The following is a 12,573-nucleotide window of genomic DNA, read 5'->3' on the forward strand; positions in this document are numbered from 1 at the left end:
GTGTGGCACACTTGGCCGCTTTTCCGGATTCCACGCCACGGGGCGCCTCTCGAATGCAAAAAATCATTGCCCAAATCGCCGCAGAACTGAATGTCAAGCCGCAGCAGGTGGGTGCCGCGGTCGAATTGCTTGATGGCGGAGCCACGGTTCCGTTCGTCGCGCGCTACCGCAAGGAAGTCACGGGCGGACTGGACGACGCGCAGCTGCGCCAGCTCGACGAACGCCTGGGCTACCTGCGCGAGCTGGAGGACCGCCGGGGCGCGGTGCTCAAGGCCATCGACGAGCAGGGCAAGCTGACCGACGCGCTGCGCCTGGCCATTGCCAATGCGCCCACCAAGCAGGAGCTGGAGGACATCTACCTGCCCTTCAAGCAAAAGCGCCGCACCAAGGGACAGATCGCCAAGGAATTCGGCATCGAGCCGCTGGCCGACAAGCTGTTTGCCGACCCCACGCTGGACCCGCACAAGGAGGCCGAGGCCTTCTGCAAGCCGGCCACCACCCTGGACGACGGCAAGCCGGGCCCCGATTTCTCGACCACGTTGGCCGTGCTCGATGGTGTGCGCGACATCCTGTCGGAGCGCTGGGCCGAAGACCCGGCCCTGGTGCAGAAGCTGCGCGAATGGCTGTGGGAAGACGGCCTGCTGCGCTCCAAGAAGGTCGAATCCAAGAACGAGAACGACCCCGAGGTCGCCAAGTTCCGCGACTATTTCGAATACGACGAGCCCATCGGCCGCGTGCCTTCGCACCGCGCGCTGGCGGTGTTCCGCGGCCGCGCGCTGGAAATCCTCGAGGCCAAGCTGGTCCAGCCCGTGGAGCCCGAGCCCGGCCAGCCCAGCCTGGCCGAAGGCAAGATTGCCCTGCACCTGGGCTGGAGCCACGCCAAGCGCGCCAGCGACGACCTGATCCGCAAGTGCGTGGCCTGGACCTGGCGCGTCAAGCTCAGCCTGTCCACCGAGCGCGACCTGTTCTCGCGCCTGCGCGAAGACGCCGAGAAGGTGGCCATCAAGGTCTTTGGCGACAACCTGCGCGACCTGCTGCTGGCCGCCCCTGCGGGGCAGCGCGCCGTGATCGGCCTGGACCCGGGCATCCGCACGGGCGTCAAGGTGGCCGTGGTGGACAGCACGGGCAAGCTGGTGGACACCACCACCATCTACCCGCACGAGCCGCGCCGCGACTGGGACGGCTCCCTGGCCGTGCTGGCCCGCCTGGTCGAAAAGCACCAGGTCAACCTGATCGCCATCGGCAACGGCACGGCCAGCCGCGAGACCGACAAGCTGGCCGCCGACCTGATCAAGATCGCCAGCAAGGCCGACCGCCAGATCGAGAAGGTCGTGGTCAGCGAGGCCGGCGCTTCTGTGTATTCCGCCAGCGAGTTCGCCTCGCAGGAAATGCCCGACGTGGACGTGAGCCTGCGCGGGGCCGCCAGCATTGCGCGCCGCCTGCAGGACCCGCTGGCCGAGCTGGTCAAGATCGACCCCAAGAGCATTGGCGTGGGCCAGTACCAGCACGACGTGAACCAGAGCGAGCTGGCGCGCCAGCTCGACGCCGTGGTCGAGGACTGCGTGAACTCCGTGGGCGTGGACCTGAACACGGCCTCGGCGCCGCTGCTGTCGCGCGTCTCGGGCCTGTCGGGCAGCGTGGCCAAGTCGGTGGTGCGCTGGCGCGATGCCAACGGCTCCTTCAGGAGCCGCAAGCAGCTGATGGACGTGGCCGGCCTGGGCGCCAAGACCTTCGAGCAGGCGGCGGGTTTTCTGCGCATCCGCGGCGGCGACAATCCGCTGGACATGACGGGCGTGCACCCGGAAACCTACCCGGTGGTCGAACGCATCATTGCCACCACGGGCAAGAGCGTGGACCAGCTCATGGGCCGCTCCGAAGTGCTCAAGGGCCTGAAGGCCGAGCAGTTCGTGAGCGAGCAGTTCGGTGCCATCACCGTCAAGGACATCCTGGGCGAGCTGGAAAAGCCCGGCCGCGATCCGCGTCCGGACTTCGTCGTGGCCCGTTTCAATGACGGCGTGGAGGACATCAAGGACCTCAAGGAAGGCATGACGCTGGAGGGCACGGTCAGCAACGTGGCCCAGTTCGGCGCCTTCGTGGACCTGGGCGTGCACCAGGACGGCCTGGTCCACGTCAGCCAGATGAGCCACAAGTTCGTCGAGGACGCGCGCGAGGTGGTCAAGACCGGCCAGATCGTCAAGGTCAAGGTGCTGGAGGTCGATGTGGCGCGCAAGCGCATCAGCCTGACCATGAAGCTGGATGCGGCACCGGCGCGGCGCGACGGCCCCCGTGACAACCGCTTCGAGAGCGCAGGCCGCGGCAGCCAGGGCGGGCAGCGCCGTGCGCCCGAGCCGGTGCAGCAATCGGCCATGGCCTCGGCCTTCGCCAAGCTGCAGACCCGCAAGTAGTCCCGCGCACGGCAAGGCAGGAAACGCGATGGCTGCGCATGCACTGGACCTGCAGACGCTGTTGGCACAGGCGCTGGCCCTGCCGGCGCAGCCGCGCATCGTGGCCTTGCTGCTGCGCGAGCTGGTGCCCGAGCAGCCCAGCCTGCGCCGGCTGAGCCAGCTCTTCGCAGCCGATCCTGCGCTGGCCGCCGGGCTGCTGGCCCAGGCCAACGGCCCGGTGTTCGGCATGGCGGGACGTGTCACCGGCATTCCCGAGGCGCTGGCCCTGCTGGCGCCCGCGCAGCTGCGCCAGATCGTGCGGGGCATACCGCTGGGCGTGGGCGCCCATGCCGTGCCGGGCATGGCCATGCCGGCCTTCTGGCGCTACAGCGTGGAAGCCGCCCGCGTGGCGCGAGCGCTGGCCGGCACCGTGCAGGCCAGCCCCACGGCGGCCTATGCCGCAGGGCTGATGCATGGCCTGGGGGAGCTGGCCATGCACATGATCGACCCCGGCCGCGCCGCCACCATCACCGAACTGGTCGGCCCGCTGGACCCGCGTCGCGCCGAGCTGGAAATGCGGCTTTGCGGCTACACATACAGCCATGTCAGTGCGGGCCTGGCCCGCCGCTGGAACCTTCCGCCGCTGCTGGCCGATGCGCTGCAGCACCTGTACGCGCCGCTGGCCCAGCCGGGCTTCGATCCGCTGGCCTGCGTGCTGCACATCGCTGCCTGGCGCGCCCGCTCGCGCGAGGCGCAGTGGGACGAGCGTGCCCTGGCCGTGAGCTTTCCCGGCGAAGTGGGCGTGGCCCTGGGCCTGGACATCGACATGGTCCTGCGCCAGGACCCGGTGGACTGGATGGCCGACACCGGCCTGGACGTGGTGCTGTAGCGCCTCGCTCCTGCCTCAGTGCCTGTGCCAGGGCGCCGGCACCATGTCGAACAGCGGCGTGGGATCGCGCCGGTAGGGCGCGGGGCTGACGGGCGCCATGGGCTGCATGGTCATGGGGTCTATGCGCGCCAGCTGCTGCATCCATCCGATGTCCACGCCGCCGCCCGGTGCGGGGCGCGAGTAGATCAGCTCCAGCATGCGACGCGATGCCACATGGCCGTGGGAAGCGGCCTGCTGGTACAGGCGCAGCGCCTCGGTGTAGTTGGCCGGCACGCCGTCGCCGCGGTGGTAGCGCTGCGCCTGCTCCCATTGCTGCTGGGCCGTGACGGGCTGGCGCACCTGGATGTCCTGCTCGCTGGGCGCTCCACTCAGCTGCGGCGTGCGCTGCATGGCCTGCGGCCCCTGCGCTGCAGGCGTGGAGCTGCCCTGCGCCGACACCAGCTGGCCTGCGGGCCGCAGGCGCTCGCCCAGCATCTGTGCATTGGTCGCGGCGCTGGATGAGCGCGCCGCTGCCGCGCGGAACTGGCGCAGCGCTGCCTCGGGCTCGTCCTGCGCGAGCAGGGCCAGGCCCCATTCCAGCTGGGCGCCAGGGCTGCCCGAACGTGCCGCGCGCTGCAGCAGTTCCTGGTCGGGCGTGCCTGCCACGGCCAAGGCCTCGCCCACGGGCTCGGCCGTGGACAGCGGCGCCAGGCGCCGGGCCAGCAGCCATTCCAGGTACTGGGCGCGGGCCGGGTCGGTCTTGGCCAGCTGGGCGATCCAGGGCCTTGCAGCCGGTGGATCGGGGGGCTGGCCGCAGCCGTCCATGGCGCACCAGGCCAGTCCCGCGCTGGCCAGCGGATGGCCGGCGCGCTGCGCGCGCTCGAACCATTGCCTGGCCTGCGGCCCGTCCTGCGCCATGGCAATGCCATGCAGTGCCAGCAGGCCCATCACCCATTGCGCCTCGCGCTGCGTGGCCAGGCTCACGCCCTTGCCTTCGGCGCGGCTGCGTAGCTGGGACAGGGCCCGTTGCTGGGCGGTGTCCGAGGTCGAGGTGATGTTGCTGGTGCCCGGCTGGGAACCGTACACGCTGGCCGTCGCCACCCGAATGGGCATGACCGGCGTGAAGCGGGCCGCCGCCTGCACATGCGGCAGTACGGCGGGAGCCAGACCTGGCAGCACCACCAGCAGTCCGGGCAGCACAAGCCTTGCGGTCAGGCGCAGCCCGATGCGCCGCCGTGGCGGGGATTCATGAGCGCTGGAGGGCATGGCAATTGCCTCTGTTTGGCTTGTGACGTGCACCGCTCATCAGCGTTTGGCCTGGGCCGGAACCACCTGCCAGAAGCGGGCCGAGCCGGTGTACTGGTCGGCGCCCAGAGAGTTGGCCATGTACTGGTTGACATCCTCCAGGGAGCGCATGCCCGGGATGGCGATGAAGGCCTTGCCCTGGAGCAGCGTGGGTAGCTTGTCGGTCATGTTCTGCTCGGTGGCGAAGCAGGCCACGCCTTCCTTGCCGGGAGGCCCGGCGTTGATGACGTAGCCGGGGTTGGGACTCATCCAGTCTGGCAGGCGAACGGATTGGGCGGCGGTGATCCAGCCCGAGCGGTTCACATCGTTGGGCACCAGCCGGGTGACCTCTCCATCGGCACCGGCCATGAAGCACGACAGGTAGGAGGCGCGCGACACGGTGGTGGACAGGAACAGCTGCTCACCCGTCTCGAAAGAGGTGCGCGTGGGCGTGATGTTCTCCACCCACAGGTCCAGCTTGCGGTCGGGCGCGGGGGCGCCGTAGCGGTAGTCACCCGTGGCCACGGCCACGTTCTCGGAGGCGGTGGTGACCGGTGCCGCACTCTTGGTGTTCCAGCCGATGCGCGTCATGTGTCCATCGGCGCTGACGGCCACGAAGTCTCGCAGTGCGCGCTCGTAGGTGCTGAAGTCCACCACGCCATTGACCACCATGCCGCTGTCGGCCTGGAAGCGCCCTATGGCCTCGCGCCACTGCGGGTTGCCTGCGGTGAAGGCCGGTGCGTCGGGCGGCAGATAGCCCTTGCTGATCAGCGACTGGCGCACCAGCTCCTGGTGGATGCCGGCTTCGCCTTCCTCATACCAGTCGCGCAGCTGACGCTGGAAGTCGGGATGGGTCTGGTCCAGCGTCAGGCACTGCCAGTAGGGCAGGCGTGACCATTTGCCCAGCAGCTCGATCATGCCCAGCTCGACCAGGGTGCGCACGGCCGGGCCCGAGCCCTGGGCATAGTCGCGGCCCACGCTGAACTGCACGCCGTAGTTGCCGATACGGCCCGACAGGTCAAGGCCCTGGCTGCCGTTGCCGATGACGACTTCGTTGGCCGAATCCAGGCCCGGAATGATGGTGCGCGTGCGGAAGTCGCCCAGGTGCAGCTCCATGCCCAGCACGGCGCCGCTGCGGTTGGCGCTGTAGCCGGTTTCCAGGCGCGAGGCGCTGGTGCCTATGTCCACGTTGTTGCGCAGCACGTTCTGGTCCATGAAGGACACGGCGCCCGACACATACAGGGCCGGGCGCTGCAGCTGGATCTGGTTGTTGTTGAGCAAGATGGTGGTGAGGTTCTGCACCGTGTCCTGGCGGGCGATGTCCACCTCATAGTCCACGTAGCGGAAGGCGCTGCTGACGCGCGACATCTGGGACAGGGCGGTGACCACCATCTCCTTGGCGGCCACGGCCACGCGGCCCGAATAGTCGGGCAACTGCTTGCTGGTGATCAGCACCGTGGGCATGTGGCTGTTGCGGAACATCCTGTCCATGCACATCAGCGAATCGGAGAAGCTCGATATGGAGCGCACCGGCCGCACCACCGGGCGGTCGGCCGCATAGACTTTTTCCAGGTATTTGGAATCCTTGCGCGCATCCAGCGGCGCGCAACCCGACAGCAGCACGATGGATGCCGATACCGCGCAGGCCACCACCCGCATACAGCCCTGTCTGCCAGCCCATCGCTGGCGGAAAGTCCCTCGGTTGTCCGCATGTCCGCCGAATGCCGGCTGCAGCGCGGCATCGGGGCGGGGAAGTCCTGGCGTTGGAAGGCGGTTGCGCATGATGGACCTCTGCTGGAAAACGGCGAGCCAGGGCACTGGCGCCCAGGGGCACCGGCACCGGAAATGGGTTTTGGAAATGAAAGGCGGCCGGGTCGCGGGCCGCCTGGCCGCACTAGCGGCAGACGTTGATCAGGTCGCCCTTGAGGACCACGATCTGGTCCTTGGTCTGTGGCCCGTAGCGGTTGAACGCGCTGGCGTTGGTGTTGCTGGCCAGGTCCTGGGTGCAGGTGCGCTGCATGCCCGTGCTGCTCGTCGTAGTCGTGGTCACCACGTTCGCCTCGGTGGAGATGCCGGGAGCATTGGTCATGGACATGGCTTCGTAGCGCGCGATCTTGGCCTTGACGTTGATGGGGATGTCAGTGACGGTGTCCAGCCCAGACGATGTCTGCTGCTTGGCCGTGGGCAGTCTCAGATAGTCGACAGGCTTGCTGAGCACCACTGGATCTTCGCCGGGGGCTGCTGCATGAAGGGCGGGCGCTCCGAGTGCGAGCCAGGCCAGTAGGGCAGCCGAACAGAGATGGGCGGCGGTGTGCATGGTGGGCTCTCCTGGTGCGGTGAGCTGGCTATTCGCCGGGAAGGTGCTGCCGGAAGGCCTGGGGCCGTCCGGCAGTGTCCTTCGTCCGGCAGTCAGGCTCAGTGGTTGTTGTAGCAGGTCACGCAGCCGTTGTTGCTGGAGATGTTCTGTACTGCCATGGAACCGTTACCGGCATAGTTGACGATGCCCGAGTTCTTGGCAGCCACCACCTGGATCGAAGTGTTCTTGACTTCCACTTCGCCATAGTTGGAGGCCAGGTTGTTGACGGCCACTGCTGCGTAGCCATCGGCCTTGTTCAAGATGCCGCTGCCGGTGGCAGCGACGACCTGCAGAGAGCTGCCACTGCGGTCGATGGTGACGTTGCCTGCATTGCTGGCCAGGTTCTGGGAGGCCTTGCCACCGCCCGTTGCTACGTTGAGCACGCCGCTCCTGTTCAGCAGGGTGACCTGAACGCTGGGGCCGTTGATTTCGATCTGGGAACTGCTGCTGCCGCCGCCGCCGCCGCCACCACCGCCACCGCCACCGCCACCGCCCATGGGGCCAGCCATGGCTGCTGTTGCGATCAGGCTCAGGGAAAGAATTGCAAGCGATTTCATGATGGCTCCTTGATAAGGAATCGGACTACCAGGAAAAGGTGTGTAAGCACCCGTTTTTCAGACACTTTGCGGAGGTTTCCGGCCTTGTCTCCCTGGACCCCAGCTCGTTGTCTGGACTCCAATGTGCTTGGGGTGCCCCTGCCGTTCCATCTCTTGTACGGGGTAGCCGTGAGCGCTGATCCACGTGGCGGGTACTTACCCGTGCAAACCTTTGGCTGGCGGGCTGCATCGCGTTAAAGCAGCGGCATTGGGAGGTGAATGGAGTTGGGTAGTTTCAAGGTGTAACGACAGAAAATTTGCAGTTGCAGCTTCGCTTCAGGCCGTTGATCCGGCGGGCATGGGGCCATCCAGACAACCCGGTGTATCGAATTGCATACGCTCGGTGCAGGCGCAGGAGGAAGGCGTTGAACCGGGGGCTGTCATGAGGCTGGATCAAGGGGAGGATGGCGGGCATCGGGAAGGGCATGGCCTGCCAGGCCCGACAGGCCTGCCGGTCAGGTGATCAAGAAAGTACGGACCCGGCTTCTCACACAAATGTGTTAATTTGCAAGCTACGCAATCTTTCACAAACTTCGTCAAAGATTGTGGATATCGGTGGCGATTTCTCTTAATGTGAAAGGCGCGTATGTGATCGGTTGCGTCATATACATGACGTGACATTTGAGGAGAACAGCATGAATCCATCCGACGTTCCCGCCGATGCCCGTCCCCTGATCGCCGATTCCTCGCGCGCCCAGGCCATGCTGGGCACGGGTCTGAGTTCCGCCATGTGGCCAGACTATCTGGCCGGCCAGCCCGACAAGCCCGTGCGCGTGCTGCTGGTCGATGACGATGCCCACATCCGCATGGTCATTGCCCAGGAAATCATGAACGACCCGCGCACCCTGGTCGTGGCCCAGGCCGGAAGTGTCCGAGAGGGTCGCAAGGCCATTCGCCAGCACGAGTTCGACGTGATGCTGGTCGACCTGAACCTGGGCGACGGCGAGGGCTTCGAACTGCTGGACATGATGAAGACCGTGCGGCCCACGGCCGAGGCCGTCATCATCTCCGTGATGGAAAACGACGAGCAGGTGCTGCGCGCCTTCGAGCTGGGTGCCACGGGCTACCTCGTCAAGAACTCCTGGTTCGGCAACTACCCGCAGGCCGTGCTGCAGGTGGCCAATGGCGGCGCATCCGTCACTCCCAGCCTGGCGCGCAGGTTGCTGCAGCGCTTCGACAAGACCCAGGGCGCCGAGCCCAAGCGCCGCTCGCCCGACGAGGCGGACCGCCTGTCCACCCGCGAGCGCGAGGTGCTGCGCATGGTCGCCAGCGGCTACACCAGCGCCGAGATCGGCTCGCGCCTGATGATCAGCGCCATGACGGTCAACACGCACATCAAGAACATCTACCGCAAGCTGCAGGTGCGCACACGCGCCCAGGCGGTGCGCTTTGCATCGCTGCGCGGCCTGTTCTGATTGGCTGGCGGCGCAGGGGCCTGTGCGGCCCGCCCCGCCGCCGCTTCCCACCGCATGGCCATGAAGGACTCCCTTCGCGCATTGGCAGTCTGCCTGGCACTGGGCCTGCTGCAGATGCTGGCGCTTTGCGCCTGGCTTTGGCAGCAGGGCGACCAGGCTCCGCTGTGGCTTCGCCTGTGCAGCCTGGCCCTGCTGGTCTTGACGGCCTTGCTGTGTGCGATGGGTGCCTCGCGCCTGCGCAGGCTGCTGCTGTGGCGGCGCAGGCGCAGCCCCCGGCCTTCGCGCGAGGTGCAGGCCGAGCGCCGGCGCATTGCCGCCGATCTGCACGACGGCGTGGGCGGCCTTCTGGTGAATGCCATGGCCTTGCTGGAGCCGAGCGAAACCCGGCAGCGCCAGGCGCAGGAGTTGCTGGAGCAGGCCTTGCTGGACCTGCGCCTGCTGGTGGACGCCATGGACGCCGTGGAGGACGCCTTGCCCGTGCGCCTGGCGCGCCTGCGCCACCGGCTGCAGCCCGTGCTGGACCGCCGTGGCATGCAGATCCGCTGGAGCGTGGCCGATCCGCAGTCCGAGCCGGGCCTGCCCGATCTGCCCGATCTTCCTCGAGGCCAGTCGTCCCAGCACCTGCTTGCCATCACCCAGGAGGCCGTGAGCAATGTGCTGCAGCACGCACAGGCCAGCACGCTGTGGCTGGTGCTGCAGCCCCTGGAGCCGGGTATTGCGCGGGCGAACGGCGCCCATCCCGGCGCGCGCCGCGAGCTGCGCTGGGAGTTGCGCGTGGAAGACGACGGCCGCGGCCTGCCGCCCCGTACACCCGATGAGGCGCAGGGCATGGGCCTGGCAGGCATGCACCGCCGTGCCCACGCCATAGGGGCTACGCTGGAACTGGCGCCGCGTGCTGGCGGCGGCACGGTGGTGCGTGTGCGCTGGTGAGCTGGTGAGCTGGCGCGCTGTGGCAGCGGCGGCGGCGGAGTTCCAGCGATTGCGGTGCCCGCTGACAGGGCCGGCCCGCAGCGCGCTGTGCAATCCCACGATGGGCGCAAGTGCGGCAGCATCCACGCACGTATCCAAGCCCTGATGCCTGTCCCCCCATGAATCCACATCCCGACCTCACACCAGCGCCTTCCAGAAAACCAGGCGCTGAGAACGCCGCAGCCGATGCGGCCGGCAACGCGGCCGCTGCCGACGCGGCTTTCGCACGCAGCGTGCGTTCGGCCCTGCCGGGCCTGGCACAGCTGGCCGACATGGTGCCTGCGCTGCGCCTGCTCACCGGCCTGCTGGTGGCCAGCATCATCATCGCGGGCCTGTATTTCGGGCAGGGACTGCTGATTCCGCTGGCCCTGGCGCTGCTGTTCGGCTTTTTGCTCGATCCTGCGGTCTCCCGGCTCAGGCGCTGGGGCCTGCCGCGCATGGCGGCGACGCTGCTGGTGGTGGTCATGGCGCTGGCAACGCTGGCCGGAATGGGTACCTATCTGGGCAGCCAGGTGCAGCAGCTCAGCGCCGACCTGCCCACCTACCAGAGCACCATCCGCGACAAGCTGCGCAGCCTGCGCAGGAATGCCAACATGCCCAGCGCCTGGGACGGCGCCCTGCGCACCTATGACACGGTGGAGCGTGAGATCTCCCGCGGCGCCACCACGCCCCGCGTGCAGAAGGTGGAGATCCAGTCGCCCGAGCAAAAGCCCACGGCGCGCATGCTGCAGTGGCTGGGCCGAGTGGCTGAGCCCGTGACCACGGCCGGCATCGTGCTGCTGTTCGTGATCCTCATCCTGCTGGACCGCGATGACCTGCGCGACCGGCTGCTGCGCCTGATGGGCGGCAACCTGCATGTGGCCACCGACGCGCTGGACGAGGCCTCGCAGCGCATAGGCAAGTACCTGCGCATGCAGTTCGTGGTCAACATCACCTATGGACTGCCCATGGCGGCGGGGCTGTGGTTCATCGGCGTGCCGGGCGCCATTCTCTGGGGGGTGCTGGCGGCCATCATGCGGTTCGTTCCCTATGTGGGCGCCATGATCTCTGCCGCCTTCCCGCTGGCGCTGGCCTTTGCGGTGGATCCGGGCTGGCAGATGCTGCTGATGACGCTGGGGCTGATCATGGCGCTGGAGCTGATCAGCAACAACCTCATCGAGCCCTGGCTGTATGGCAGCAGCACGGGCCTGTCCACGCTGTCCATCATTGCGGCCGCGACCTTCTGGACGGCGCTGTGGGGGCCGATAGGGCTGATCCTGTCCACGCCGCTCACGGTCTGCCTGCTGGTGCTGGGCCGCTACATACCGGCGCTGCAGTTCATGGAGGTGCTGCTGGGCAGCTCCCCCGTGCTGGGTCCGGCCCAGCGGCTGTACCAGCGCCTGCTGGCCGACGATGTGGAAGATGCGGTCACGCTGGCGCATGAACTGGTGGACGCAAGGCTGCCGGCGCGGGCCTCGGCGGACGAACGCTCGGCCGCAGTGGCCGGCTTCTATGACGAGGTGGCGATCCCCGCGCTGCGCCTGGCCACCCAGCAGCACCTGGAGTCGGCCACGGCCGAGCACCGGCTGCGCCTGTCCAGCGGCATGGATGCCTTGGTCGAGGAGCTGCGGGAAAGCCATCCCGCGCCCGCAGACCTGTCCTCGCGGGCCCTGCGCATCCATTGCGTGGGCGCGCGCTGGGAGGTCGATGCCCTGGCAGCGGCCATGGTGGCGCACAGCGAGGCGCTGCGCGGCCACGTGGTCAGCTGCTCGGACTGGGCGCTGGCGGCCGATCCGCAATGGCGCCAGCTGGGGCAGGGCGAGGGCGGCGGCCTGCCCCAGGGCCATGCAGGCGCACAGGCCCTTGCCGAGGCGCAATTGCTGGTGCTCTCGGTCTTCAGCGCCCAGCCCCAGACCGTGGCGCGCCAGATCATGCGGCGGGTGCGCCGCCACTGGCCGCATCTGCGCGTGGTGCTGGCGCTGTGGAATGCGCCGGCCGTGGTGTCCGACCCCGAGTTCGCGCGCCGCTGCGGCGCCGCCGCCTGCGTGTCCAGCCTGCGCGAGCTGCAGTTGTGGGTGGACGCCTTGCGCCTGCCCGACGCGGCAGGCCAGGGCCTGGCCGCGCCCATTCCCGATGACGATGAGCAGCGCGTGCGCCAGCTGCGCGACAGCGGCGTGCTCGGGCCCGGCCTGCCGCCGCTGTACCACGAGGCAGCCCAGCAGGCCGCCAATGCCTTCGACGTGAAATGGGCCCAGGTCTCATGGGTCGATGCCGACCGCGTGCACACGCCCGGCAGCCTGCTGGTGGCGGACCAGGGCGACCCCGCATCGGCCGGGATGCCGCGCGGGCAGTCCATCTGCTCGTATGTGGTGCACGGCGGCGAGCCCCTGGTGGTGCACGACGCAGCGCGCGACCCCCGGTTTGCCGGCAACCCCGCACTGCAGGCCATGCGGCTGCGCTTTTACGCAGGCGTGCCGCTCAGGAACCGCCACGGCGCGGTGCTGGGCAGCTTCTGCATCATGGACGACGCACCGCGCGAGGTCTCGCCGGCAGATCTGGAGCTGCTGGCCGTCATGGCCGAGCAGCTGATGCAGACCGTGGAAGTGCGCCGCATGATGGAAAGCGGCGCAGTGCCGGCGCCGGCTCCCGCTCCCGCTCCCGCGTCTGTACCGGCGCCGCCACCGGCCCAGTCACCGCCCGGCCACTGAGCCCGCTCACAGCG

Annotated in this window: 9 protein-coding genes; 5 read left to right on the forward strand and 4 right to left on the reverse strand. The window is 68.2% G+C overall.

What is annotated here, in order from left to right; translation table 11 throughout:
- The first annotated feature begins 53 nt into the window (after nucleotides 1-53).
- Together ACF8O7_RS20395 and ACF8O7_RS20400 are read left to right on the forward strand one after the other, a co-directional pair.
- A complete protein-coding gene (locus tag ACF8O7_RS20395) occupies nucleotides 54-2,405 on the forward strand; it encodes a Tex family protein (protein WP_047218270.1) in 2,352 nt (783 codons plus the stop codon).
- Nucleotides 2,406-2,433: 28 nt separating this feature from the next.
- A complete protein-coding gene (locus tag ACF8O7_RS20400) occupies nucleotides 2,434-3,273 on the forward strand; it encodes an HDOD domain-containing protein (RefSeq protein WP_016446805.1) in 840 nt (279 codons plus the stop codon).
- Nucleotides 3,274-3,288: 15 nt separating this feature from the next.
- On the opposite strand, the gene ACF8O7_RS20405 is transcribed toward ACF8O7_RS20400, so the two are convergent.
- From ACF8O7_RS20405 to ACF8O7_RS20420, 4 genes are all read right to left on the reverse strand, one after another.
- Nucleotides 3,289-4,518 (reverse strand): SEL1-like repeat protein, encoded by a 1,230-nt coding sequence (locus tag ACF8O7_RS20405; RefSeq protein ID WP_043790349.1) that lies wholly within the window; start codon nucleotides 4,516-4,518, stop codon nucleotides 3,289-3,291.
- 39 nt (nucleotides 4,519-4,557) lie between these two features.
- Nucleotides 4,558-6,195 carry a DUF4384 domain-containing protein gene (locus ACF8O7_RS20410; protein ID WP_043790348.1) on the reverse strand — a complete coding sequence of 546 codons (1,638 nt, stop codon included), beginning with the start codon at nucleotides 6,193-6,195 and terminating at the stop codon, nucleotides 4,558-4,560.
- A 235-nt stretch (nucleotides 6,196-6,430) separates the two neighbouring features.
- Nucleotides 6,431-6,754 (reverse strand): hypothetical protein, encoded by a 324-nt coding sequence (locus ACF8O7_RS20415; RefSeq protein WP_227472563.1) that lies wholly within the window; start codon nucleotides 6,752-6,754, stop codon nucleotides 6,431-6,433.
- A gap of 197 nt (nucleotides 6,755-6,951) precedes the next feature.
- The gene (locus ACF8O7_RS20420) at nucleotides 6,952-7,449 is read right to left on the reverse strand and encodes a hypothetical protein (RefSeq protein ID WP_047475133.1); all 498 of its coding nucleotides are present in this window, start codon (nucleotides 7,447-7,449) and stop codon (nucleotides 6,952-6,954) included.
- A 674-nt stretch (nucleotides 7,450-8,123) separates the two neighbouring features.
- On the opposite strand from ACF8O7_RS20420, the gene ACF8O7_RS20425 reads away from it, so the two are divergent.
- The 3 genes from ACF8O7_RS20425 to ACF8O7_RS20435 all read left to right on the forward strand — a co-directional run bounded on the left by ACF8O7_RS20425 (nucleotide 8,124) and on the right by ACF8O7_RS20435 (nucleotide 12,559).
- Entirely contained in the window at nucleotides 8,124-8,903 is a 780-nt protein-coding gene (locus ACF8O7_RS20425; RefSeq protein WP_016446810.1) for a response regulator transcription factor, read from the forward strand.
- A 60-nt stretch (nucleotides 8,904-8,963) separates the two neighbouring features.
- A complete protein-coding gene (locus ACF8O7_RS20430; protein WP_392444115.1) occupies nucleotides 8,964-9,833 on the forward strand; it encodes a sensor histidine kinase in 870 nt (289 codons plus the stop codon).
- 158 nt (nucleotides 9,834-9,991) lie between these two features.
- Complete coding sequence (locus ACF8O7_RS20435; RefSeq protein WP_392444117.1) at nucleotides 9,992-12,559, forward strand: AI-2E family transporter; 2,568 nt, start codon at nucleotides 9,992-9,994, stop codon at nucleotides 12,557-12,559.
- Nucleotides 12,560-12,573 lie beyond the last annotated feature (14 nt).

The organism is Delftia sp. WSY_16 (genome assembly GCF_043104415.1).
Lineage (GTDB): Bacteria > Pseudomonadota > Gammaproteobacteria > Burkholderiales > Burkholderiaceae_C > Comamonas > Comamonas tsuruhatensis.